This is a genomic window from Saccharopolyspora sp. 7B (assembly GCF_020177435.1).
GTDB lineage: Bacteria > Actinomycetota > Actinomycetes > Mycobacteriales > Pseudonocardiaceae > Saccharopolyspora_C > Saccharopolyspora_C gregorii.
The window spans coordinates 1-24,010 of sequence record NZ_JAIUKC010000095.1 but is presented as its reverse complement, the minus strand read 5'-3'; the positions used below and the strand labels follow the sequence as shown (position 1 = coordinate 24,010).

Sequence of the window (24,010 nt, the reverse complement as noted above, 5' to 3'; positions counted from 1 at the left end):
GCGCCGGGGGGGGGGGGCCCCCCCCCCCCCCCCCCCCCCCCCCCGCTCGTGTCGTCCCGGCCGGGTCCTACAATTCTCCCCGCCCATGGGGGCGTTCCACCCCTGGCGATCAGGGGTGGGAGGGGTTGGCGGCGGGTTCGATGTCGTGGTGTTCGAGCCGGTGCGGTGGGGGTGGACGTCGAAGCCCGCGTCGGGCGAAGCGGCGCCGAGGTGCGCTTTCGGCGAAGAACAGCCGCAGGTTCGCCGCTATGTCCCGGTCGCCGAGCCGCCCGGCGAGCGCGAGGCTGCGCCGCAGCGGCCGCACGACGCGGCCGAGGTCGCCTCGTTCCCGGTCCACCCGCCCGAGTTCGAGGCGCACCGAGAGCTCGGCGGCGCCGTCGGATAGCGAACGGGCGGTCGCCATCGCGTCGATGAGGTGCGAACCCGGTTCCACCCCGAGCTGGTAGCCGCGGCCGGGTCTGGGACGAACTTCCGCCCGTTCGGCGGAGATCAGCCGTCGAACCGGTCCGCGCGGAGCGCGTGCAGGAACGCCGACCACGCGGCGGACGACATCCGCAACACGCCGCCGTGGGGGTCCTTGGAGTCGCGGGCGGCGATGGTGTCGTCCAAGTGGGCTATCTCGACGCAGTATTGAACCGAGTTGCTGTAGCTGCTCTTCTGCCAGTGCGATCGCATCGATCTCTCCTGTTCGTCAGCTCCGCCGACGCCACTCGTCGGATTTCCGGTCGATCAGTCGCAACGACTCGTCGGGAGGCAGCGCGATCTTGCGCAGCATTCCTAGTGCTTCTCGCCGCTCCGCGACGATCTGCTTCTCCTCGATGTAGGAGGCACAACCGATGGCCTCCCCGAGGACGAGATCAGCGTGCTCGGCGAATTCCAAGTACAGGAACGGCCCGTCCAGGCCGACGTGCGCCCCAGCGGAGTGCGGCACGATCTGCACGCTCACGTTCGATCGGGTCGCGACGGCCGATACGCGTTCCAACTGCCTGTGCATCGTCTCCGCAGTTCCGGCCTCCCGTTCGAGCACGCTCTGCTCGATCAAGAACTCGAAAGTGCGCTCGCTGTGCAGCTGAGTCTGCCGCGCAGTGCGCTGAGCCAGCAGCTTGTCCAAGTCGTCTTCGATGCCGTGCGGCGCAAGAGCGTGCGCGATGGCCATGACGTACCCGGGCGTCTGCAGCAGTCCCGGGAACAGCATCGTTTCGTAGCTCCGCAAGGTGGTCGCTTCCGCTTCGAAAGATCGGAAGTCGTCCCAGTACTTCTCCAGCGAGCCACTCGGCATGGTCCACCAGTTCGGGCTCGCACCGTTCCGAACCAGCGTCAGCACCTCCTCCCGCTCCCGGCTGGGAACCCGGTACAACCCCAGCAGCGCCGCCACGTCGTCGGTGTTGAGGCCTCGGTGCCCGGATTCCATCCGGCTGATCTTGCTCATCGAGATTCCCAGCGCCTGCGACACCTCCGGCGCGGAAAGTCCGCTGCGCCGCCGCAGATCGCGTAATCTGCTCGCCACTCGGCGCGTCCGCACCGGGACCGCGCTGCTCGTGCTCATGCCACCTCCTGTGCCGTTCGGGAGCAGCTTCTCGGGTTGCCGCCGCGGCAAGCCAGATCCCTCACCCGAAAGATTCATTGCGTGCCAGGGCGGGAAGTTCCGAAGGTGTTCCGCACCAACGGAAATCCGAATCACGGGAGGCACGGATGAGCGAAGCGAAATGGGAGATCACCGCGGCGGGGCGGGCGGAGGCGATCGTGATCACGATGGCCACGCGCGGCATCCACCTCAGCCAGGGCGAGACGCGCGTGGAGGTGGTGAAGGAGCAGCTGGGCGAGCTCTCCGACAAGCTCTACTTCCTGGACATGGCCTTCCAGGGCGACGCCGAGACCGCCGTCGAGGTCCTCTGCGCCCGCTGATCCACCAGGTGAATGGCCCACCCGCCCAAGCGGACTGGGCGAATGGGCCATTCACCTGCGGGGGCCGCGCAGTCGAGGAGCCGCGCGGTCGAGGGAGCGGCGTGCGGGCGCGTGCTAGGTTCGGCGCCGCAACGGCCTCTGGGGGAACAGGACTGGACGTGCGACCTTCCGACGACATGCTGCCCGGGCACGGCGAACCGCCCGCACCGCGCGACGAACGCGGCGAACGCGACGCGGCGGAGCACTCGCCGGGACGCAGGGCCGGCGGCATCGCCGCGCAGCTCGCGGTGCGGCTGCTGGTGCTGCTCGTGTTCGCCACCGTCATGGGCGCCACCGGCATCACCGGCACCGACGGCACGCCCACCGAGCGCGGCACCGCGCTGGCCACCGGCTGCGCGCGGGTCGGGCCGATCAGCGCGTCGGGTCTCGGCTGGTGGTGGCGCTGCGAGGCGACGATCCGCTGGGACGACGGGCGCACCGAGCAGCGCACCTTCAAGTACTCCGACCTCACCCCGGACAACACCACGACCCCCGCACCGGTCGAACGCCGCGAGCTCGACAACCGGGGCAGCAACGTGGTGGTCGCATCGGCGGGTGAGTGGGCGCCGCTGGGCTGGGCGCTGTTCGCACCGCTGCTGGGGCTCGCGCTGCTCGGCGTTCACCTGCCCTCCCGGGACGCGGAACGGCGCAGGCGCGCCCGGCTGGGGATCTGGCCGCCCGCGCTGCTCGCCGCCGGGTGGTGGCTGGTCCTCGCGGGCGGGCTCGGCAGCGGTCGGCTCGACCTGCTCGGCTGGGTCCCGGTCGTGGTGGTCGTGGCCGGGCACGCGTTCCTCGCCGTCGGCGCCGGGTTCGCCCTCGCGCGGCGGCGGCACGGGTACCCCGATGTGGAGCCGCCGGTGCCGGTCGGCGGACGGCTCGCCCGCGCGAATCTGCTGCTGGTGCTGGGCATCCTCGGTCTCGGCGCGGCGCTGCTCAGCGGCCAAGCCCCGCTCGGCGTCCTCACCCTCGCCGCCCTGCCGGTCGTCGCGCTCGGCTTCGGCGTCCGCAGCCGCCTGGTCGCCGGACGCCTCCGCGCCCTGCACCCCGCGGCCTGAGGCGCACGGGGACCGGGCCGGTGAACGGCTCGGTTCGCCCACCCCCAGCCGACGAACCGGCCGCTCACCGCGCGGCTCCCGACCGGCGGACGGACCACAGTGCCGGTCGCTGCGCTCCAGTGCACCACCCGCCGCGCACACGTTCCGCACACGTTCCGCACGACCCCGCGTTGACCTCGGCGCGCCGCGGGATGTTGGATGGGCGCCGAGCGCTGGGGGCGCTCGTGCCGGTGGGTTCGCTCTCCTCCCGGGGGAGCTCTGGGGTTCCGGTGTGCGCGGTGCACGCGCGTGGAACCGTCCGGGCGCCGCGATCGTCGATCGTGGTGCCGACGGGTCGTACCCGGCCGGCGCGAGGCGCGCACCTGGCGCCCCGACAGGCACGACACCGGGGGTTTTCCGCATGGCAGAGCAAACACCGCAGCAGTTCCTCGACTCGTTGCAGGGCCGCGCCGACGAGATGGTGCGCCAGTCCCAGCAGCTGCAGGAACAGCTCGGTTCCCTCACCGAGACCGCCACCGAAGGCGGCGTCTCGGTCACCGTCGGCTCCAACGGCGCCCTGCAGGGCCTGGACTTCGACCGGAACTCGATGCAGCGCGGCCCGGCCGAGCTGCGCGACACCATCCTGCGGCTCGCCGCCCAAGCCCAGGGCGCCGTCGCGCACCGGGTCGCGCAGACCGTGGAGCCGTTCGCGGGCGCGTCGGCGATGGAATTCCTGCGAACCCAGCTCCCGGCGGAACCGGACGGGTCCGCCGCGAGTCGGAACGACGATCCGGCCTTCGACGAGGACGAACCGCCGCAGACCTACCTGCGGTGATCACTGGGGAGTGAGTTCATGTTCAAAGTGACACCGGACCGGCTGTCCACGCACGCGCAGTGGCTGGCCGGTCTCGCCGACGACATCGCCGCCGCCGGGCAGAAGGGCGCCGGGGTCTCGTTCGGCGTCGACAGCTTCGGGCTGGTCGGGCAGGTGTTCTCCGGGCAGGCCCGGCAGACCTCGCAGCGGGCCGCCGAGGAGATCGGCAAGTTCGCCGACCTCACCCGGGACCTCGGCGAACGCGTCGAGGCGACCGCCGCCGACTACCGGGACACCGACGTCCGCAACTCCGAGCAGCTCGGGCAGGTGGAGGTATGACCGGCATGCTCACCGACATGGGGTCCGACACCTCGACCGCGGGCGCGGGGATCTTCGACTCGGCGCGCGCCACCTGGAACGCGTTCGAGAGCGAGGACTGGGGCGAGTTCGCGGCCAGCGGCGGGATCCTCGCGCTGGACGGGCTGATCACCGCCATCGACCCGATCGGCTCGGTGCTCGCCGCCGGGGTCGGCTGGCTGATGGAGCACTTGACGCCGCTGCGCGAAGCGCTCGACTTCCTCGCCGGCGACCCGAACGCCATCAAGGAGGGCGCCGACACCTGGCAGCAGGTGAAGACCGACCTGGAGCAGCTGGCCGCCGACATCCCCGGCCAGGTCCAGTCCGGCTGCGCCGACTGGCAGGGCAAGGCGTGCGACACCTACCAGCAGCGCGCCGGGGAGTTCGCCGAGGGCGTCCAGGCCATGGCGATCAGCGCGGGCACCGCGTCCGGCGCGATGGCCACCGCGGGCACCATGGTCGCCACCTGCCGCGGCCTGGTGCGGGACATCATCGCCGCCGTCGTCGCCGAACTCATCAAGGGCGCGCTGGCCGCGCTCGCCGGGTCCGTCGTCAGCTTCGGGGCGACCGTCGCGGGCTACCTCGGCTACGCGGCCGGGCGGGTCGGCATGACCCTGTCGAAGATCGCGACGAAGGTGAGCGAACTGCTCGCCAAGCTCGGCAAGGCCGGGACGCACCTGGCCAAGGCCTTGGAGAGCATGGCGGAGGCGGGCGCGAAGGTCGGTTCCAAGCTCACCGCGGGCGGGTTGTCGGCGTTCCCGACCTCGCCGGGGCTCGGCGGCGCCGCGACCGCCGCCGGGCAAGCCACCTCCCGCGGCGCGGACGCCCTGGGCTCCACCGCGAGCGCGGTCGGCCGCGGCGGCGACGCGCTCGGCAGCGCCGGGGCGCGCACCGCGGACGCGGCCACCGGGCTCGGCAAGAGCGCCGAGCAGCTCGGCGGGCGCGGGGCCGGACTGATGGGCAACGCCGACGACCTGGGCCGGGCCGCCGAACGCACCACCCAGTCCGCTGTGGACAGGGCGACGGCATGGCCGGAAGGCGGCGGCATCAACGGCGCCGCCGCCCGCGAGACCGCGGAGACCATCTCCGACGTGCGCACCCCGGAGAGCGCCGCGGCCCGCGGCCTCCTCGGCGAGGAGCAGTACTACCAGCAGAACTACGACGGGGACGACGGCAAGGACTACAGCCTCTCCGGCACCATCCCGTCCGCGGAGGACCACTTCCCGACCACCTGACCCGTGACTGCCAGTTCTCGCTGCTTCTGCCGCGTGGTGCTCGGGTGGCGGAACCTCAGCGGCTTCGCCGCTGACAGGACACCGACACGACCCGCCGGGCGGGTTCAGCGACGGGCGGTCAGGTGAATGGCCCATTCGCCCAGGCTCATCGGGTGAATGGGCCATTCACCTGCTTCGGTACCCGATCGTCGGCGGGACTTCACCGATTTCGCGGTATGCGGCGCTCCCACCTGCCAGGACTCTGGATCGGGTGTCCGCGATCGAGCGCCGCACCGACCCGACCTCCCTGGCCCTGCGCGGCTTGTCCGAGCACGAGTGCGCGCGGTTCCGGAACCGCAACCTGCGCCAGCCCGGCCGCGGTCGGCGGGTGCACCGCGTCGAACTGCGCGACTGGTACGGCGGACTGCGGTTCCCGGCACCCGCATGTCACCAACCACTGGACAGCCGCGCCCTGGCCGGGGATTCGGAGGCGGTGACCGCACCCGTGGACTGCGCCCGCTGCCTGGCGGGCGACCCGGACCCGTTCACCCCGCTCGTCGCCCTCGACGGCGGCCAGCTCCCGCTCGCCCTCGAACCCGGCGACGACTGAACCGAACGCCACCGGAAGGCACCCCGCGAGCGAACGGCCCGCCCGACCGGCAGGACCTGGTCGAACGGGCCGTTCACCTCGCGGAAGACCGCATCAGGACTCCAGCAGGACCCCGAGTTCGTCGCGGACCCGGCGGGCCGCCGAGCGGAGGTCCGCCACGGACGGGCCGTGGCCGAGGACGTCGCGGGCCGTGGCGGGCAGCACCGAGGGCAGCGCCGCACCGAAGGTGGCGCGCAGGCCCTGCACGGTGGCGCCCTGGGCTCCCAGGCCGGGAGCCAGGATCGGCCCGTTCAAGCGGGAGAAGTCCAGCTCCCCCGGCTTGATCGTCGCCCCGGCCACCACGCCGACGTAGCCGAACGGATCGGCCCCGGCGTTGTTCTCCGCCGCCGCGTCCACGATGGACTGGGCGACGGTGCGGCCGTCCTCGGCGGTGGAGCGCTGCAACGCCACGCCCTCCGGGTTCGAGGTGCGGGCCAGCACGAACACGCCGCGCCCGGTCTGCTCCGCGATGCCCAGCGCCGGTGCCAGCGAACCGAAACCGAGGTACGGCGACACCGTCAGCGCGTCCGCGGCCAGCGGCGAGTGCTCGTCGAGGTAGGCGTTGGCGTACGCCGTCATCGTCGAACCGATGTCACCGCGCTTGACGTCCAGCAGCACCAGCGCCCCGGCCTCGCGGGACGCGGCGACGACCTTCTCCAGCACCGCCACGCCCGCCGAGCCGTAGACCTCGAAGAACGCCGACTGCGGTTTGAGCACCGCGACCTCACCGGCCAGCGCCTCCACCGCGGTCATCGCGAACCGCTCCAACGCCGCCGGGCTCTCCTCCAAGCCCCAGGCGTGCAGCAGCGCCGGGTGCGGGTCGATGCCCACGCACAGCGCGCCGCGCGCCGCGACCGCGTCCGCGAGCCGCCGCCCGAAACCCGCCCGGACGGCCGTCACCGCAGCTCACCGCTCTTGCGCAGCGCCGCCTGCAGCGCCTGCAGCGGCCGCACGCCGATGTCGCCGTTGATGACCGCCTCGATGCCCTGCACCGCCGCCGACGCGCCCTGCACCGTGGTGATGCACGGGATGTCCCGGGACACCGCCGCGGTGCGGATCTCGTAGCCGTCGACGCGCGGGCCCGGGTTGCCGTACGGGGTGTTGACCACCATGTCGATCTCGCCGGCCCGGATCAGGTCGATGACGTCGCGCTCACCGTCCTGCTTGGACTCGTTGTGCTTGCGCACCTCCTTCGCCGGAATCCCGTTGCGCCGCAACACCTCCGTGGTGCCCGAGGTCGCGAGGATCTCGAACCCGAGGTCGGCGAGGCGCTTCACCGGGAACACCAGCGAACGCTTGTCCTTGTTGGCGACCGAGACGAACACGGTGCCCGAGGTCGGCAGCGAACCGTACGAGGCGGTCTGGGACTTCGCGAACGCCTGCCCGAAGGAGACGTCGATGCCCATCACCTCGCCGGTCGACTTCATCTCCGGCCCCAGCAGCGAGTCCACGCCGTGGCCCTCCGGGGTGCGGAAGCGGTGGAACGGCAGCACCGCTTCCTTCACCGCCACCGGCGCGTCGATCGGCAGGTCCGCACCGTCCCCGGTGGACGGGAGCAGGCCCTCGGCCCGCAGGTCGGCGATGCTCGCGCCCAGCATGATCCGGGACGCGGCCTTCGCCAGCGGCGCCGCCGTCGCCTTCGACACGAACGGCACGGTGCGCGAGGCCCGCGGGTTCGCCTCCAGCACGTACAGCACGTCGTCCTTCAACGCGTACTGCACGTTGAGCAGGCCGAGCACGCCGATGCCCTTCGCGATGGCCTTCGTCGACTCGCGGACCTGCTCGATGTCCTGGCGTCCCAACGTGATCGGCGGCAGCGCGCACGCCGAGTCGCCGGAGTGGATGCCGGCCTCCTCGATGTGCTCCATCACGCCGCCGAGGTACACCTCGTCGCCGTCGCACAGCGCGTCCACGTCGATCTCGATGGCGTCGTCGAGGAAGTTGTCCACCAGCACCGGGTGCTCCGGGGTGACCTCGGTGGCGCGGGCGATGTAGTTCTCCAGCGACGCCTCGTCGTAGACGATCTCCATGCCGCGGCCGCCGAGCACGTACGACGGACGCACCAGCACCGGGTAGCCGATCTCGTCGGCGATGCGCTTGGCCGCGTCGAACGAGGTCGCCATGCCGTACTTCGGGGCGGGCAGCCCGGCCTTGCGCAGCACGTCGCCGAACGCGCCGCGCTCCTCCGCGAGGTGGATCGCCTCCGGCGGGGTGCCCACGATCGGCACGCCCGCGTCGGCGAGCCGCTGCGCCAGGCCCAGCGGCGTCTGCCCGCCCAGCTGCACGATCACGCCCGCGACCTCGCCGGACGCGCGTTCGGACTCGACGACCTCCAGCACGTCCTCGAACGTCAGCGGCTCGAAGTACAGCCGGTCCGCGGTGTCGTAGTCGGTGGACACCGTCTCCGGGTTGCAGTTGACCATCACGGTCTCGAACCCGGCGTCGCGCAGCGAGGTCGCCGCGTGCACGCAGGAGTAGTCGAACTCGATGCCCTGGCCGATGCGGTTCGGCCCCGACCCGAGGATGATCACCTTGGGGCGTTCCCGCTGCTCGACGACCTCGGACTCGGCGCCGGGGTCCAGCTCGTAGGCCGAGTAGTGGTACGGGGTGCGGGCCGCGAACTCGGCCGCGCAGGTGTCCACCGTCTTGTACACCGGCCGCACGTCCAGCCGGTGCCGCAGCGACCGCACACCGTCCTCATCGGACAGTTCGGGGCGCAGCGCGGCGATCTGGCGGTCGGACAGCCCGGAGCGCTTCGCCAGCCGCAGCAGGTCCGCGTCCAGCACCGGCGCCGCGATCAGCTGCTCGCGCAGCTCCACCAGCGCGGCGACCTGGTCCACGAACCACGGGTCGATGCCCGAGGCCTCGTGCACCTGCGCCACGGTGGCGCCCAGCCGCAGCGCGCGCTCCACGGTGTAGAGCCGCCCGTCGTGCGCGATCCGCAGATCATCCAGAGTGGACTCCAGGGTCGCGCCCTCCGGGTCGCCCTTCGTCCAGAACCCGATCCGCGAGGTCTCCATCGAGCGCAGCGCCTTGCCCAGCGCCTCCTGGAAGGAACGGCCCAGCGACATCGCCTCGCCGACGCTCTTCATCGTCGTCGTCAGCAGCGGGTCGGCGCCCGGGAACTTCTCGAACGCGAACCGCGGCACCTTGACGACCACGTAGTCCAGCGTCGGCTCGAAGCTCGCCGGGGTCTCGCCGGTGATGTCGTTGCGGATCTCGTCGAGCGTGTAGCCGATCGCCAGCTTCGCCGCGATCTTCGCGATCGGGAAACCGGTCGCCTTCGACGCCAGCGCCGAGGAGCGCGACACCCGCGGGTTCATCTCGATCACGACCATGCGCCCGGTCTCCGGGTGGATCGCGAACTGGATGTTGCAGCCGCCGGTCTCCACGCCCACCGCGCGCAGCACGTCGATGCCGACGTTGCGCATCTTCTGGTACTCGCGGTCGGTCAGCGTCATCGCCGGGGCCACCGTCACCGAGTCACCGGTGTGCACGCCCATCGGGTCGATGTTCTCGATGGAGCAGATGACCACCACGTTGTCCGCGTGGTCGCGCATCAGCTCCAGCTCGTACTCCTTCCAGCCGAGCACGCTCTCCTCGATGAGCACCTCGTGCACCGGGGACTCGGTGAGGCCCAGCGAGGCCATCCGCTCCAGGTCCTCGTGCGTGTGCGCCATGCCGGAGCCCAGGCCGCCCATCGTGAAGCTGGGGCGGATCACCACGGGCAGCGAGTGCTCGCGGACGAAGTCGCGGACCTCGTCCATCGACTTGCACACGGCGCTCTCCGGCGCGTCACCGCCGATGGAGCGCACGATGTCCTTGAACCGCTGCCGGTCCTCACCGCGCTCGATGGCCTCGATGTCGGCGCCGATCAGCTCCACGCCGTACTTCTCCAGCACGCCGCGCTCGTCCAGCGCCATCGCCGTGTTCAGCGCGGTCTGGCCGCCGAGGGTGGCCAGCAGCGCGTCGGGGCGCTCGGCCGCGATGACCTTCTCCACGAACTCCGGGGTGATCGGCTCCACGTAGGTGGCGTCCGCGAACTCCGGGTCGGTCATGATCGTCGCCGGGTTGGAGTTGACCAGGCTGACCCGCAGCCCCTCCTCCCGCAGCACCCGGCACGCCTGCGTGCCCGAGTAGTCGAACTCGCAGGCCTGCCCGATGACGATCGGCCCGGAGCCGATCACCATCACGTGCTCGATATCAGTGCGCTTCGCCATCAGCGGGCCTCGCTCATCATGCTGGTGAACTCGTCGAACAGGGGCGCGGCGTCGTGCGGACCGGCCGCCGCCTCCGGGTGGTACTGGACGCTGAACGCGGGTCCGTCGAGCAGCCGCAGGCCCTCGACCGTCCCGTCGTTCGGGCAGTAGTGGCTGATCTTCGCGGCGCCGAAGTCGGTGCCGAACCGCTCGCCGGCGTCGCCCTCGACCGCGAAACCGTGGTTCTGCGCGGTGATCGCGACCTTGCCGGTGTCCACGTCGATCACCGGGATGTTGATCCCGCGGTGCCCGTAGCGCATCTTGTACGTCCCGCGGCCGAGCGCGCGGCCCAGCAGCTGGTTGCCGAAGCAGATGCCGAACAGCGGCAGCTTGCGCCCCAGCACCTCGCGGGTGAGCTCCACGGCGTGGTCGGCGGTCGCCGGGTCGCCGGGGCCGTTGGACAGGAAGACCCCGTCCGGGTTCACCGCCAGCAGGTCGTCCACGGTGGACGACAGCGGCAGCACGTGCACCTCGATGCCGCGCTGGGCCATCATCCGCGGCGTGTTGGACTTGATGCCCAGGTCCAGCGCCGCGACGGTGAACCGCTTCTCGCCCTCGGCGGCCACCACGTACGGCTCGGCGGTGGTCACGTCACCGGCCAGGTTCGCGCCGGACATCTGCTCGGAGGCCGCGACCTGCGCCACCAGCTCCTCGTCGGAGCCCAGCGCCGCACCGGAGAAGATCCCGGCGCGCATCGCGCCGCGCTCGCGCAGGTGCCGGGTCACCGTGCGGGTGTCCAGGCCGGCGATGCCCACGATGCCCTGCGCGCGCAGCTCCTCGTCCAGCGCGCGGCGGGAGCGCCAGCTCGACGGCACCCGCGCGGGGTCGCGCACGGCGTAGCCCGCGACCCAGATGCGCTGCGATTCGTCGTCCTCGTCGTTCCAGCCGGTGTTGCCGATCTGCGGCGCCGTCTGCACCACGATCTGGCGGTGGTAGGACGGGTCGGTCAGCGTCTCCTGGTAACCGGTCATGGCGGTGGAGAACACCGCCTCGCCGAGCGTTCGGCCCTCCTGGCCGTAGGCGGCGCCGCGGAAGATCCGGCCGTCTTCGAGCACCAGTGCCGCCGGGGTGTGCGCGGTCATGCCTGTCCCTCCGGGTTGTCGTCACGTCCTGCGGCAGGCGCCAATGCCCGCACCGCACCCGCCCACTCGTCCTGAGTGGACTTGTCGTCCGCGCGGAAGCCGGTGTCGATGTCCTGGTCCCCCAGGCGCCAGGTCACCACCAGCAGCCCCGCACCGGGAACGACCTTGTTCGCCAGCTTGTGGTCCACCCGCGCGTCCAGCACGGACTCCGCGGGAATCCACATCGGACTCGCGCCGGTCCGCTCCAGCAGCAGGCCCGAGTCGCGCAGCTTCGCCACCGCGTTCGCGCGGTGCCCGATGTCGCCGACCACGATCCGGTCCTGCCAGTCACCGGCCTTCGTGCTGCCCACGTAGAAGCCGCTCTGGTCGGCCAGCAGCGCGGGCCGCTCGGCCACGTCCGCCGGGGCCGCCGGGAACGCGGCGAACTCCGCGTCCTGGCGCCGCTTGCGGTTCAGCCAGCCGCGGCGCATCCCGAAGTACACCAGCGCCAGCAGCGCCAGCAGCGCCAGCACCCACAGCGTCCGCTCCATCAGCGCCGCACCTCGCCCTCGTGCGCGGTGACCCGGCCGCGCAGCAGCGTCGCGCGCACCCGGCCCGGCAGCTCCATGCCCTCGAAAGGCGTGTTCGCCGTGATGCTGGCCAGTTCCGCGCCGCGCACCGTCCAGCGCGCGTCCGGATCGACCAGCGCCAGGTTCGCCGGTTCGCCCACCGCGATCGGGCGGCCCTGGTCGGCCAGCCCGGCGATCTGCGCGGGCCGCTCGCTGAGCACCCGCGCCACGCCGCGCCAGTCCAGCAGGCCCGGCTCGACCATCGTGCGCGCCACCACGCCCAGCGCGGTCTGCAGGCCGAGCATGCCGGGCTTGGCGGCCGACCACTCGCAGTCCTTGTCCTGCGCGGCGTGCGGCGCGTGGTCGGTGGCCACGCAGTCGACGGTGCCGTCCGCCAGCGCCCGCCGCAGCGCCCGCACGTCCTCGTCGGTGCGCAGCGGCGGGTTCACCTTGTTGACCGGGTCGTAGGTGCTCAGCAGCTCGTCGGTGAGCAGCAGGTGGTGCGGCGTGACCTCCGCCGACACGGTGCCCGCGGACTCGCGCGACTTCCACCAGCGCAGGATCTCCGCGGTGCCCGCCGTGGACACGTGGCAGACGTGCAGCGTGCCGCCGGTGTGCCCGGCCAGCAGGCAGTCCCGCGCCACGATCGACTCCTCCGCCGGAGCCGGCCAGCCCGCCAGGCCCAGCCGGGCCGCGTTCGCGCCCTCGTGGGCCTGCGCGCCGACCGTGAGCCGCGGCTCCTCGGCGTGCTGGGCCACCACCACGCCCAGCGCCTTCGCGTACTCCAGCGCGCGGCGCATCACCAGCGGGTCGTGCACGCACTTGCCGTCGTCGGAGAACACCCGCACCCCGGCCGCCGAGCGCGCCATCGTGCCCAGCTCCGCGAGCTGCTCGCCGCCCAGGCCGACCGTCACCGCGCCCACCGGGTGCACGTCGACCAGGCCGATCTCCAGGCCGCGGCGCCACACGTGCTCCACGATCACCGCGTTGTCGGCCACCGGGTCGGTGTTGGCCATCGCGAACACCGCCGTGTAGCCGCCCAGCGCGGCCGCCACCGAACCGGTCTCGACCGTCTCGGTGTCCTCGCGGCCCGGCTCCCGCAGGTGCGTGTGCAGGTCCACGAAACCGGGCAGCAGCACCCCGCCGCCGCCCCGCACGACCTCGTCGGCCTCGACGTCCAGGTCCGCGCCGATCTCGGCGATGACCTCGCCGTCGACCAGCACGTCCACCGGCGTGCCGTCCCCGTAGGGACGGACTTCCTCGATCAGCACCCGGCTCACGCCGCGATCTCCTCTCCGGCCAGCAGGTGGTAGAGCACCGCCATGCGCACGTGGACCCCGTTGCGGACCTGCTCGGTGATCGCCGCGCGCGGCGAGTCCGCCACCGCCGGGGCGATCTCCATGCCGCGCAGCATCGGGCCGGGGTGCAGCACCACCGCGTGCTCCGGCAGCAGCGCCAGCCGCTTCTCGTTCAGGCCGTAGGCGATCGAGTACTCGCGAGCCGACGGGAAGAACCCGCCGTGCATCCGCTCGGCCTGCACCCGCAGCAGCATCACCGCGTCCAGGCCCGGCAGCATCGGGTCCAGCTCGTGCACGACCTCCGCGCCCCAGTGCTCGATGCCGTGCGGCACCAGCGTCGGCGGCGCCACCAGCACCACCTCGACGCCGAGGGTCCGCAGCAGGTGCACGTTCGACCGCGCGACCCGGCTGTGCAGCAGGTCACCCACGATCGCGATCTTGCGCCCGGCTAGCTCGCCGAGGCGTTCCCGCAGCGTCGCCGCGTCCAGCAGCGCCTGCGTCGGGTGCTCGTGCATCCCGTCGCCCGCGTTCACGACCTGGGTGCCCGCCTCGTCCAGCCAGCCCGCGAGCCGGTGCGCCGCGCCCGAAGCCGGGTGCCGCACGATCACGCAGTCCGCCCCGGCCGCCGAGAGGGTCAGCGCGGTGTCCCGCAGCGACTCGCCCTTGCCGACCGAGGACGCGGAGGCCGACACATTGATCACGTCGGCGCTCATCCACTTGCCGGCGACCTCGAACGACACCCGGGTCCGGGTGGAGTTCTCGTAGAACATGGTCATCACGGTGCGCCCGCGCAACGTGGGCAGCTTGCGCACCTCGCGGCCCAGCAGCGTCTGCTTCAGCGTGCCCGCGGTGTCCAGCACCGCGGTCGCCGTCGCCGCGTCCAGGCCCTCGGTGGACAGCAGGTGCCGCATCACCGCACCTCCTCGCTGCGCCGGATGAACACCGAGTCCGCGTCGTCGACCTCCGCGAGCCGCACCGCGACCTCCTCGCTGCGCGAGGTCGGCACGTTCTTGCCCACGTAGTCCGCGCGGATCGGCAGCTCCCGGTGGCCGCGGTCGACCAGCACCGCCAGCTGCACCGCGCTCGGCCTGCCCTGGTCCCGCAGCGAGTCCAGCGCGGCGCGCACCGTGCGGCCGGAGAACAGCACGTCGTCGACCAGCACCACCAGCGCGCCGTCGATGCCCGCGGGCGGCAGGCTGCTCGGCTCCAGCGGCCGGTTCGGTTGTTTTCGCAGGTCATCTCGGTAGAGCGTGATGTCGAGGGTGCCGGTGGGCACCTCCACCCCGCTGAACTCCGCGATCCGGGCGGCGAGGCGGCGCGCCAGCGGCACGCCCCTGGTCGGGACTCCCAGCAGCACCACCCGCGGGGCCTCGGGCCCCTCCGCGGTGGTGTCCAACGCGGTCTTCTCGATGATCTGATGAGCGATGCGGGCGATCGTGCGCGCAACGTCACCGGCCGAGAGCAGCTCCCGCTGCCCGGCCGGGTCCGTCGCGCCCGCCTGCCGGCGTGACGCCACGGTCTGGCCTCCTTCCCCGCCTCACTGGACGGGTCCTTAAAGGATGGTTGATTCCCCAGTGGACGGGATGCGCGTGCACCCGCCCGCCGGAACGAACTTCGGATCGCCACCAGGTGACCACCGGGTTCGCCTTGTACGCTATCAGCGTCCGCAGGTCAATCGTCCGGGTGGTGTGTGCGTACTCGCCCTGGCGGCATAGGAAGACCAACTTGACCTAGTGACACTTGCGAGCGAACATTACTCTCCGTATCAATCTGAGCTTTCCTCCCCGGCATCCGATCTAGGCTGACGGGGCGAATGAAACGGAGAAACGCCACATGGGCGACTACGCCAAGGCGCTGGGCGGCAAGCTCCGCGCTATCCGCCAGCAGCAGGGTCTCTCGCTGCACGGCGTCGAGCAGAAGTCAGGCGGGCGGTGGAAGGCCGTGGTCGTCGGGTCCTATGAACGTGGCGACCGAGCGGTCACCGTGCAGAAGCTCGCCGAACTGGCCGACTTCTACGGTGTTCCGGTCGCGGAGCTACTCCCGGAGGGTCGGGTGCCCTCCGGCGCCGAACCGGCCACCAAGGTCGTGATCAACCTGGAGCGGTTGCAGCAGCTGCCTGCCGAGAAGGTCGGGCCTCTCGCCCGGTACGCGGCGACCATCCAGAGCCAGCGCGGCGACTACAACGGCAAGGTGCTGTCCATCCGGACCGAGGACCTGCGATCCCTCGCCATCATCTACGACATGACCCCCGGCGAGCTGACCGAACAGCTCATCGACTGGGGCGTCCTGCCGCCCGAGGCACGACCCGCTCGGGAGGAGTGAACTCGCGAATGCGGCTGCTGCGGCCCCGCCCCGGAACCCGGGGACGGGGCCGCAGCCGTCCTGCGCTCGGGCCGGGAAACCGATTTCCGGGTGCGGATGCGACAACGCGGGGACGCACCGGCGCCCCCGCGAAGTTCGGCTGATCAGTTCTGCGCGTCGGACTCGGCGCGCTCCCGCGCCGCGGCCTCGGCGGCCTCCAGGTTGCGGATCGACGTCCGCAGCCGGTCGCTGATCCCGGCGATCCGGCCCAGCACGCCGTTGACGAACCGCGGCGAATCGTCCGTGGACAGCGCCTTCACCAGCTCCACGGCCTCGTCGATGGCGACCGCGGGCGGCACGTCCTCGCTCCACAGCAGCTCGTAGAGGCCCAGCCGCAGCACGGCCCGGTCCACCGCGGGCATCCGGCTCAACGTCCAGCCCTCGGAGTGCTCGACGAGCACGTCGTCGATGCGCTGCCGGTTGCCCGCGACGCCCTCGATGAGCGTCACCGAGTAGTCCGCGACGGGCGCGGCCTCGGGCGCGGCGAGCCGCTCGGACAGCAACGTCACCGCGTCGAGACCGCGCAGGTCGGCCTCGTACAGCACGTCCACCGCGCGTTTGCGGGCCTTGCTCCGTGAGCCCAACTCACAACTCTCTTTCCGGTGTCCCCCGCCCGGCGCGAACCGCGGCCCTGCCGGACGCACCGGCGGGGCCGCGGGCGCGGCGGGAACGAATCACTTGGTGTTGACGCGACCCAGGTAGCGCCCGTCGCGCGGGTCGACCTTGACCTTGTCGCCGGTGTTCAGGAACAGCGGGACCTGGATCTCCGCACCGGTCTCCAGCGTCGCCGGCTTGGTGCCGCCGGTGGAGCGGTCGCCCTGCACACCGGGGTCGGTGTGCGAGACGGAGAGCTCCACCGAGGCGGGCAGCTCCACGTACAGCGGCTCGTCGTCATGGCGAGCGATGACCACGTTGCTGTTCTCCAGCATGTAGTCCGCCGCGTCGCCGACGACCGGGCGCGCCACGGTCACCTGGTCGTAGGTGTCCTGGTCCATGAAGACGAAGTCGGTGCCGTCGTCGTAGAGGTAGGTCATCTCGCGGCGGTCCACGTTCGCCGTCTCGACCTTGACCCCGGCGTTGAAGGTCTTGTCGACGGTCTTGCCGGAGAGCACGTTCTTCAGCGTGGTGCGCACGAAGGCGCCGCCCTTGCCCGGCTTGACGTGCTGGAAGTTGACCACGGACCAGAGCTGGCCGTCGATCTTGAGCACGAGTCCGTTCTTGAGGTCGTTCGTGGATGCCACGTGTCCGGTCTCTCCATGTGATGCGGGCTGCGGTTGACAACTGAGGCGGCGTGCGGCGCCGCCGTAACGTCATCGGCCGCACGCGCACCGCGCTCAGACGGCGACGAGCTCCTTGGTCGTCAAGGTGAGGAGTTCCGGCGTGCTCTCGCGCACGGCCAGGGTGTCCTCGATGCGGACCCCGCCACGCTCCGGCACGTACACGCCGGGTTCGACGGTGACCACCATCCCCTCACGAATCGTACCGTCCCCCCGCTGCGACAACGCCGGTGCCTCATGGATTTCGAGGCCGACGCCGTGGCCGAGGCCGTGCGGGAACCGCTCGCCGCACCCCGCGTCCTCGATCACCTTCCGGGCCGCGCCGTCCACTTCGCGCACGTCCGCGCCGGGGCGCACCGCCTCGCACCCGGCCGCCTGCGCGGTCCGGACCAGCTCGTAGATCTCGCGCTGCCAGTCGGCGGGGGAACCCAGCACCACGGTGCGGGTCATGTCCGAGTGGTAGCCGTCCACCAGGGCGCCGAAGTCCATCTTCACGAAGTCCCCCGCGGCCAGCACCGCCGAAGTGGGCCGGTGGTGCGGGATCGCCGAGTGCGCGCCCGCGGCCACGATCGTCTCGAACGACGGACCGGCGGCGCCGTGCTCGCGCATCCGGGCCTCCAGTTCGCGGGCCACCTCCAGCTCGGTACGACCGGGGCGCAGCCCGCCGTGCTCGATGAGGTCGGCCAGCGCGCGGTCGGCCGCCGCGCACGCCATCCGCAGCGCGTCCACCTCCGCGGCGTCCTTGATCAGGCGGAGCTCCTCCACCAGGCCGGGGGCCCGGACGAGTTCGATCCCCGGGGCGGCCGCGGCGATCACGTCGAGCCCGTCCACGGTGACGTGCCCGCTCTCGAAGCCGGTGCGCCGGTAGCGGGCCGGGTGCTGCGCGAGGTGTTCGGCCAGCACGAGTTCGCTGGGCCGCTCGATGAACCGCTCCAGGTCGGGGACCTGCTCGGCGGACTGGGTTCGGTAGCGGCCGTCGGTGCTGAACGCGGTGGCCCGCTCCGCACCGGGCTCGTCGGCGGCGTGCACCACCAGCGCGGCCTGCGAACCGGTGAACCCGGTCAGGTAGCGGATGTTGAGCAAGTCGGTGACCAGCACCGCGTCCAGCTCCGCTCGGCGGAGCAGGTCGCGCAGGGCTTGGCGGCGGCGGGCGTGCGTCTCGGGCATGCGCACCAGCCTAACCAGACATCGCGCGAGGCCACGCCCGCTTGGCCGAAGGCGCCAGGTGCACGGACCGCCTGCCCCGAGCACCCCTGGCGGACGGCCCGTCGAGGCGTCAGCGGAGGTCGCCGGCCCGGGGCAAGGCGTCCCAGGCGCGCTGGTCCAGGTCGGTCACCGGCGAGTCGTTCGCGGCCGCGCTGTCCGCCAGGATCGTCCAGGCGCGGTCGTGGTCGTCGAGCACGACCAGCTCCCCCGCCGGGGACCGCAGCACCGGTGCGCCGGCGCGGACCACGCCCGCCACCGGCACGTCCTCCAGCGCCGGGACCCGCTCGTCGCGGACGCGGCGCACCATCGTCGCGGCCACCGAGCGGCGCTCCACGCGCACCTTCCGCCCGCCGCGCACCACGTCCACCGTGCGCTCCGGCGACGGCACCCCGAACGCCTCCAGCACGTCGCGGGCGCCCGCCGGGGCGGCGCAGCCGGTCACCCCGATCACGTCCAGCCCGAAGGAGCGCAACGCCGTCGGCGCCGGGTCCGGTTCGGTGGCGCGCAGCAGGTCCACCGGCACCGTGCCGCACGGGTCCTCGGTCGAGGTGGGTGCGTGCCCGTCGTCGCCGCGCACCAGCCCCGGTCCTTCCCGCCACGGCCCGGGCACCAGCAGCGGTGCGTACGGGTGGCGGGTGAAGTCGCGGTCCCAGGAGGTGATCGTGGTGCCCTGCTCGGTCTGGTGGGCGATCAGGAACGCCCGCAGCGCGTCGCTCCACATCCAGTCCGCGCTGAACGCGTCCACCACGGACCGCCGCCGCGCCGCGTCGGTGGTGCCCGCCGGGGTGAAACCGGCCTCGCCGAGCGCCTGCACCCGGTCGGTGAACTCCGGGTCCTTGGCGCGCAGCACGAACTGCCCCGCGCCGTTCCACCCGGCGCCGGACGCGGTGGTGTCGGTGAACATCAGGTAGAACCAGCCGTCCAGGAACAGCGCCGAGGGCTGGCCCGCGCCGTAGTCGTTGGCCCGGGGCACCTCCCCCGACGGCCGCACGATCGACCGGCCGCCCGCCTCCCGCCGCCACGCGCGGCCGTCGCCGCTGCTCGCGACGCCGATGGCGTTGCCGTGGGCGTGCTCGGCGGCGGCCCCCGTGTAGTACAGGTAGTACCGGCCTCCGGTGCGCAGCACGGACGGGTCGCAGGTGTGCTTGCCGTCGAACGCGCCCGGTTCGGCGGTGAACACCGGGACCGCGGGGGCGCCGTCCGCGGAGAACTCCTCGTCCAGGGCACCGGATTCGGCGAACAGCACGTCGTCACCGGGCGGGCCGATCCCGGGCAGCTGGCTGCACCACCAGGCTCGGTGGTGCATGCCTTCGCCGTCCGGTTCGGCCAGCACGCTCGGCGCGTAGTTGTACGGGGCCGGATTCCCGCCGGAGGCCACCACACCGTCGCTGGAGCGTTCGTCCGCGGTGCGCAACGCGCCGCTGCTGAGGCTGCGCTCGACGGGCCGGTCGAACCGGGTCGGCGGGTGCTGCGGCACCGCCTCGGGCAGGGCGCACCCCGCGAGCAGCGCGAGCGCCGCGCCGAGCGGGACGAGCGCGCGCACCCGCCGGGACGGGCACGATCGTTCGACCATGAGCGGAAAGAGCCTTCCCCCGTGCGATCCCCCGCCCCCGCGCGGGAATCCCGGGCGATCCCGGGCCACCCCAGTTTAGGAGATCGTCTCAACCGCCCGGACCCGAACCGGACGCTCAGGCCTGGGCGGTGCGCTCCTCCGCGATCCAGCGCAGCGCCAGCGCGTAGCCGCGGACGCCCAGCCCGACGAGCACCCCGGTCGCGATGTCCGACAGGTAGCTGTGCCCGCGGAACGACTCGCGCTTGTGCACGTTCGAGATGTGCACCTCCAGCAGCGGACCCGTCAGCTGCGAGCACGCGTCCCGCACCGCGATCGAGTAGTGCGTCCACGCCGCCGCGTTCAGCACCACCGGGGTGCCCGCGTCGGCCGCCTCGTGCAGCCAGCCGAGCAGCTCGCCCTCGTGGTCGGTCTGCCGCACCTCGACGTCCAGGCCCAGCTCCGCACCGGTGCGCTCGCACAGCGCGACCAGGTCCGCATAGGTCGTGGACCCGTAGATCGCCGGCTCCCGCGTCCCCAGCCGGCCCAGGTTCGGGCCGTTGAGCACCAGGACCCTCACAGGAACACCTCCGACCCGGCCTGCTTGCGCTCGCCGCCGGTCAGCGCCGAGTAGGCGGCCGCCACCAGCGACGGGTCCGGGCCCTCCAGCCTGCCCGGCTTCGCGAGTCCGTCGAGCACCACGAACCGCAGCATCCCGGAGCGGGTCTTCTTGTCCAGCTTCATCGAGTCCAGCAGCTGGCCCAGCGCGTCCGGGTCGTAGGACGTGGGCAGGCCCAGCAGGTCCAGCACCCGCTTGTGCCGGTCCGCGGTCTCGTCGTCGAGCCGGCCCGCCAGCCGCGCCAGCTCCGCGGCGAACACGAGGCCCACGCTGACCGCCGCGCCGTGGCGCCACCGGTAGCGCTCCCGGCGCTCGATGGCGTGCGCGAGGGTGTGGCCGTAGTTGAGGATCTCCCGCTGGTGCGATTCGCGGAGGTCCGCGGCGACCACGTCGGCCTTCACCTGGATGCTGCGGCGCACCAGCTCGCCGAGCACCTCGCCCGTCGGGTCCAGCGCGGCGTCCGGGTCCTGCTCGATCAGCTCCAGGATGCGCGGGTCGGCGATGAAACCGGTCTTGACGACCTCACCCATGCCCGCGATGAGCTCGTTGCGCGGCAGGCTCTCCAGCGTCGCCAGGTCCACCAGCACCGCGGTCGGCTCGTGGAACAGGCCGACGAGGTTCTTGCCCGCCTCGGTGTTGATGCCGGTCTTGCCGCCGACCGCGGCGTCCACCATGCCGAGCAGCGTCGTCGGCACGTGCACCACGCGCACGCCGCGCATCCAGGTGGCGGCGATGAACCCGGCCACGTCGGTGACCGCGCCGCCGCCGAAGGACACCACGACGCCGCCGCGGTCCATGCCGATCTTGCCGAGGACCTCCCAGCAGAACCCGGCGACCGCGAGGCTCTTGCCCTCCTCGGCGTCGGGGATCTCGACCCGGTGCACGTCGATGCCCGCGTCGGCGAGCTCCTCGCGCACGGCCTCGACGGTCGCGGTGATGCTCGGCTGGTGCAGCAGCGCCACCACCGAGGTCCCGCTCAGCAGCTCGACGAGGTCACCGAGCAGGCCCCGCCCCACGACCACGTCGTAGGGCTGCTCGGATCCGACCCTGATGCGCACCGGCTCGGGCATCGTTCTCCACTCATTCAGTCGCGGCTCGGCACACCGCCGGGACGTCGAGCGCCCCGCGGCGTTCCCCCGCGATTATTCACGCTTCGGCGGCCGGGTTGGTGCCGCCCGGACGGATCTCGGCGAGCTTCCCGGCGACCAGTTCCGCCAGGCGCCACGGTTCCAGGCCGTCGGTGGGCTGCTCCACGTCGGCGGCCTCCCGGTACAGCGGGAGGCGCGCGTCCAGCAGCGCCTTGAACGTGGCGCGCGGGTTCACCCCGGCCAGCAGCGGGCGGGACGTCTGGGCCAGCCCGGTGCGGCGGGCGCCTTCGGCCAGGCCCACGGTCAGGAACACCACCGGGTGCTCGGCGAGCAGCTTCCGGGTGCGTTCGGAGATCACCGCGCCGCCGCCGAGCGAGAGCACGCCGGGGTGCTCGTCGAGCGCGGTGGCCACGGCCTGCTCCTCCAGCGCGCGGAACGCCGGTTCGCCGTCGGTGGTGAAGATGTCCGGGATCGGTTTGCCCGCCAGCCGCACCACGTCGTCGTCGGTGTCGCGGAACGCCACGCCGAGGTGGTCGGCGAGCAGCCTGCCCACCGTCGTCTTGCCCGACCCCGGCGGGCCGACCACGACGGCGCGCGGCGACATCAGCGCACCTGCCGCTTCTCGGCGCGCTCGGCCAGGGCGGCGAGGTAGCCCTCGACGTTGCGGCGGGTCTCCGGCAGCGAGTCGCCGCCGAACTTCTCCAGCACCGCCTCGGCGAGCACCAGCGCCACCATCGTCTCGGCGACCACGGCTGCCCGCGGCACGGCGGTGATGTCGGAGCGCTGGTGCATGGCCTGCGCCGGTTCGCCGGTGTCGGTGTCCACGGTGGCCAGCGCGCGGGGCAGGCTGGAGATCGGCTTCTTCGCGGCGCGCACCACGAGCGGTTCGCCGTTGGTGATGCCGCCTTCGAGCCCGCCCGCGCGGTTGCTGCCGCGGCTGACCCAGCGGGCGCCGTCGGCCGGGTAGATCTCGTCGTGCGCGGCGCTGCCCCGGCGGGTGGCGTTCGCGAACGCCGCACCGATCTCGACGCCCTTGACCGCCTGGATGCTCATCAGCGCTCCGGCGAGGCGCGCGTCGAGCTTGCGGTCCCAGTGCACGTGCGAGCCGATGCCCGCGGGCAGGCCGTAGGCGATGACCTCGACGACGCCGCCGAGGGTGTCGCCATCGGCCTTCGCGGCGTCGACCTCGGCCATCATCCGCTCGGTCGCGTCGTCGCCGAAGGCGCGCACCGGGTTCTCGTCGATGGCGGCCAGGTCGTCCGGCCCGGGCAGCGCTTCGCCCGCGACGCTGACCGAGCCGAGGCTCACCACGTGGCTGACGATCTCGACACCGAGCAGCTGCTGCAGGAACCGGCGCGCCACGGTGCCCGCGGCGACGCGGGCCGCGGTCTCGCGGGCGCTGGCGCGCTCCAGCACCGGCCGCGATTCCTCGAAGCCGTACTTCTGCATGCCGGGCAGGTCGGCGTGGCCGGGCCGCGGGCGGGTCAGCGGCTCGTTGCGGGCGAGCCCGGAGAGCACGTCCTCGTCCACCGGGTCGGCGGACATGACCTGCTCCCACTTGGGCCATTCGGTGTTGCCGATGCGGACGGCGATCGGGCCGCCCTGGGTCCGCCCGTGGCGGACCCCACCGATGATCTCCAGCTCGTCGGATTCGAAGTTCATCCGCGGGCTGCGGCCGAAGCCGAGCTTGCGCCGCTCCAGCTGGGTCGCGATGTCGGCGGTGGTCACCTCCACTCCGGCGACCATGCCTTCCAGCACCGCCACCAGGGCGGGACCGTGCGATTCTCCGGCTGTCATCCAACGCAACACACCGAAATCCTGCCACGCAACGCCGCAGGCCGGGCGGGCCGGGTGCGGATCGGTCAACCGCTCCCGAAGACCGGGCCGACCGCCGTGACCAGCCAGGCGGGCAGCAGCATCGCCGGGCCGTGCGGCACCGCCGACCGCCGGACCGCGCAGGCGTGCAACGCGGTGAGCACCGCGCTCACCAGCACGCATCCGAGGACCGCGGGCACCGACACCGCGCCGACCAGCGCGCCGAGCGGCCCGGAGAGCTTGAGGTCGCCCGGCCCCAGCGCGGGCGGCGAGAGCATCCGCACCAGGCCGTAGCACCCCGCGAACAGGGCGGCGCCGACGAAGGCCGAGACCAGCATCACGGCGTTCCCGGCGGCGCTCGCGGTCCCGGCCACCGCGGCGAACGCCAGCGGCCAGGCGGGCAGCGTCAGCGCGTCCGGGAGCCGGTGCGCGCGCAGGTCGCAGACCGCGAGCAGGACCCCGGCCCATCCGAGCAGCAGCGGCACCGGCGCCCACCACACCGGTAACGCCCCGCCCACCGCCCGGGCGGCGACCGGTGCCCACAGCAGCGCGGTCCCCGCTTCGCAGCACCACCGCGGCACCGGTATCCCGATGCGCGCGGAGCGCAGCAGGGCGCGGCCGCCCCACCCGGCCACCGCGCCGAGCGCCCCGGCCGCGAAGGCGATGCCGGTGAGGTGGGCGAACCCGCTCGTCAGATCCATGCGCCCAGCGTCGCGCCCGGACGCGGAGAGCTCCGTGCCGACATTCCCCGGTGTGTCGGCGTCCCCCACGACCGGACACGAAAGAGGGGGCCCCCCCCCCCCCCGCCGGGGGCGGGGCCCCCCCGGGGGGGGGCCGGGGGGGGGGGCCCCCGGCCCGCCCCCCCCCCGCCCCCCCCCCCCCCCCCCCCCTGGGCA

General features: G+C 72.7%; 26 protein-coding genes. 7 read left to right on the top strand and 19 right to left on the bottom strand.

The genetic code is table 11. From position 1 onward, the window contains the following. Positions 1–109: 109 nt before the first annotated feature. Genes LCD33_RS16030 through LCD33_RS16020 form a run of 3 tightly spaced genes read right to left on the bottom strand, consistent with a single transcriptional unit; the run spans position 110 to position 1,546 of the window. Positions 110–433 carry a hypothetical protein gene (locus LCD33_RS16030; RefSeq protein ID WP_224978004.1) on the bottom strand — a complete coding sequence of 108 codons (324 nt, stop codon included), beginning with the start codon at positions 431–433 and terminating at the stop codon, positions 110–112. A 56-nt stretch (positions 434–489) separates the two neighbouring features. Then, entirely contained in the window at positions 490–675 is a 186-nt protein-coding gene (locus LCD33_RS16025; RefSeq protein WP_224956563.1) for a DUF397 domain-containing protein, read from the bottom strand. Between the two features lie 16 nt (positions 676–691). Continuing rightward, on the bottom strand, positions 692–1,546 hold the full coding sequence (locus LCD33_RS16020) for a helix-turn-helix transcriptional regulator (protein ID WP_224956564.1): 855 nt from the start codon (positions 1,544–1,546) through the stop codon (positions 692–694). 146 nt (positions 1,547–1,692) lie between these two features. Between LCD33_RS16020 and LCD33_RS16015 the strand changes: the two genes are divergently transcribed. From LCD33_RS16015 to LCD33_RS15990, 6 genes are all read left to right on the top strand, one after another. Further along, entirely contained in the window at positions 1,693–1,905 is a 213-nt protein-coding gene (locus LCD33_RS16015) for a hypothetical protein (RefSeq protein WP_224978003.1), read from the top strand. A 158-nt stretch (positions 1,906–2,063) separates the two neighbouring features. Further along, positions 2,064–2,999, top strand: a complete 936-nt coding sequence (locus tag LCD33_RS16010; RefSeq protein WP_224956568.1) for a DUF6346 domain-containing protein — start codon at positions 2,064–2,066, stop codon at positions 2,997–2,999. Between the two features lie 400 nt (positions 3,000–3,399). Beyond that, positions 3,400–3,813: a YbaB/EbfC family nucleoid-associated protein gene (locus LCD33_RS16005; protein WP_224956570.1), complete on the top strand. Its 414-nt coding sequence runs from the start codon at positions 3,400–3,402 to the stop codon at positions 3,811–3,813. Between the two features lie 18 nt (positions 3,814–3,831). Further along, complete coding sequence (locus LCD33_RS16000) at positions 3,832–4,131, top strand: type VII secretion target (RefSeq protein WP_224956571.1); 300 nt, start codon at positions 3,832–3,834, stop codon at positions 4,129–4,131. Next, positions 4,128–5,384: a WXG100 family type VII secretion target gene (locus LCD33_RS15995; RefSeq protein WP_224956572.1), complete on the top strand. Its 1,257-nt coding sequence runs from the start codon at positions 4,128–4,130 to the stop codon at positions 5,382–5,384. The genes LCD33_RS16000 and LCD33_RS15995 overlap by 4 nt, the downstream gene beginning before the upstream one ends. Positions 5,385–5,634: 250 nt before the next feature. Beyond that, complete coding sequence (locus tag LCD33_RS15990; RefSeq protein WP_224956573.1) at positions 5,635–5,973, top strand: hypothetical protein; 339 nt, start codon at positions 5,635–5,637, stop codon at positions 5,971–5,973. A 93-nt stretch (positions 5,974–6,066) separates the two neighbouring features. Here LCD33_RS15990 and pyrF read toward each other — a convergent pair whose 3' ends face one another. From pyrF to pyrR, 7 genes are read right to left on the bottom strand one after another with little or no spacing between them, the layout of a single operon-like run. Further along, a complete protein-coding gene (gene pyrF, locus LCD33_RS15985) occupies positions 6,067–6,912 on the bottom strand; it encodes an orotidine-5'-phosphate decarboxylase (RefSeq protein WP_224956574.1) in 846 nt (281 codons plus the stop codon). Further along, positions 6,909–10,232 carry a carbamoyl-phosphate synthase large subunit gene (gene carB, locus LCD33_RS15980; RefSeq protein WP_224967216.1) on the bottom strand — a complete coding sequence of 1,108 codons (3,324 nt, stop codon included), beginning with the start codon at positions 10,230–10,232 and terminating at the stop codon, positions 6,909–6,911. The genes pyrF and carB overlap by 4 nt, the downstream gene beginning before the upstream one ends. Further along, entirely contained in the window at positions 10,232–11,353 is a 1,122-nt protein-coding gene (carA, locus tag LCD33_RS15975; RefSeq protein ID WP_224967215.1) for a glutamine-hydrolyzing carbamoyl-phosphate synthase small subunit, read from the bottom strand. The genes carB and carA overlap by 1 nt, the downstream gene beginning before the upstream one ends. Then, positions 11,350–11,883, bottom strand: coding sequence for a transporter (locus LCD33_RS15970; protein ID WP_224956577.1), 534 nt, complete (start codon positions 11,881–11,883; stop codon positions 11,350–11,352). The genes carA and LCD33_RS15970 overlap by 4 nt, the downstream gene beginning before the upstream one ends. After that, positions 11,883–13,181, bottom strand: a complete 1,299-nt coding sequence (locus tag LCD33_RS15965; RefSeq protein WP_224956579.1) for a dihydroorotase — start codon at positions 13,179–13,181, stop codon at positions 11,883–11,885. Before LCD33_RS15965 ends, LCD33_RS15970 begins: the two co-directional genes overlap by 1 nt. Further along, positions 13,178–14,110 (bottom strand): aspartate carbamoyltransferase catalytic subunit, encoded by a 933-nt coding sequence (locus tag LCD33_RS15960; RefSeq protein ID WP_224956581.1) that lies wholly within the window; start codon positions 14,108–14,110, stop codon positions 13,178–13,180. Before LCD33_RS15960 ends, LCD33_RS15965 begins: the two co-directional genes overlap by 4 nt. Next, positions 14,110–14,715 carry a bifunctional pyr operon transcriptional regulator/uracil phosphoribosyltransferase PyrR gene (gene pyrR / locus LCD33_RS15955; RefSeq protein WP_224956582.1) on the bottom strand — a complete coding sequence of 202 codons (606 nt, stop codon included), beginning with the start codon at positions 14,713–14,715 and terminating at the stop codon, positions 14,110–14,112. The genes LCD33_RS15960 and pyrR overlap by 1 nt, the downstream gene beginning before the upstream one ends. 317 nt (positions 14,716–15,032) lie before the next feature. Here pyrR and LCD33_RS15950 point away from each other — a divergent pair, with 317 nt between their 5' ends. Beyond that, entirely contained in the window at positions 15,033–15,521 is a 489-nt protein-coding gene (locus tag LCD33_RS15950; protein ID WP_009943043.1) for a transcriptional regulator, read from the top strand. A gap of 143 nt (positions 15,522–15,664) precedes the next feature. Here LCD33_RS15950 and nusB read toward each other — a convergent pair whose 3' ends face one another. The 9 genes from nusB to LCD33_RS15905 form a co-directional block, all read right to left on the bottom strand. After that, positions 15,665–16,144, bottom strand: a complete 480-nt coding sequence (nusB, locus tag LCD33_RS15945) for a transcription antitermination factor NusB (protein ID WP_224956583.1) — start codon at positions 16,142–16,144, stop codon at positions 15,665–15,667. A 90-nt stretch (positions 16,145–16,234) separates the two neighbouring features. Further along, positions 16,235–16,801 (bottom strand): elongation factor P, encoded by a 567-nt coding sequence (gene efp, locus LCD33_RS15940; protein WP_224956584.1) that lies wholly within the window; start codon positions 16,799–16,801, stop codon positions 16,235–16,237. Positions 16,802–16,894: 93 nt separating this feature from the next. Then, positions 16,895–18,004 (bottom strand): Xaa-Pro peptidase family protein, encoded by a 1,110-nt coding sequence (locus LCD33_RS15935; protein ID WP_224956585.1) that lies wholly within the window; start codon positions 18,002–18,004, stop codon positions 16,895–16,897. A 109-nt stretch (positions 18,005–18,113) separates the two neighbouring features. Beyond that, on the bottom strand, positions 18,114–19,616 hold the full coding sequence (locus LCD33_RS15930; protein WP_224978002.1) for a beta-xylosidase: 1,503 nt from the start codon (positions 19,614–19,616) through the stop codon (positions 18,114–18,116). Positions 19,617–19,731: 115 nt separating this feature from the next. Then, complete coding sequence (aroQ, locus tag LCD33_RS15925; RefSeq protein ID WP_224978001.1) at positions 19,732–20,172, bottom strand: type II 3-dehydroquinate dehydratase; 441 nt, start codon at positions 20,170–20,172, stop codon at positions 19,732–19,734. Beyond that, positions 20,169–21,281 (bottom strand): 3-dehydroquinate synthase, encoded by a 1,113-nt coding sequence (gene aroB / locus LCD33_RS15920; protein WP_224978000.1) that lies wholly within the window; start codon positions 21,279–21,281, stop codon positions 20,169–20,171. Before aroB ends, aroQ begins: the two co-directional genes overlap by 4 nt. 76 nt (positions 21,282–21,357) lie before the next feature. Beyond that, positions 21,358–21,903, bottom strand: coding sequence for a shikimate kinase (locus LCD33_RS15915; RefSeq protein WP_224956589.1), 546 nt, complete (start codon positions 21,901–21,903; stop codon positions 21,358–21,360). Next, positions 21,903–23,108: a chorismate synthase gene (gene aroC, locus LCD33_RS15910; protein ID WP_224977999.1), complete on the bottom strand. Its 1,206-nt coding sequence runs from the start codon at positions 23,106–23,108 to the stop codon at positions 21,903–21,905. The genes LCD33_RS15915 and aroC overlap by 1 nt, the downstream gene beginning before the upstream one ends. Before the next feature lie 53 nt (positions 23,109–23,161). Then, positions 23,162–23,815, bottom strand: coding sequence for a prepilin peptidase (locus LCD33_RS15905; RefSeq protein WP_224956591.1), 654 nt, complete (start codon positions 23,813–23,815; stop codon positions 23,162–23,164). Positions 23,816–24,010: the final 195 nt, after the last annotated feature.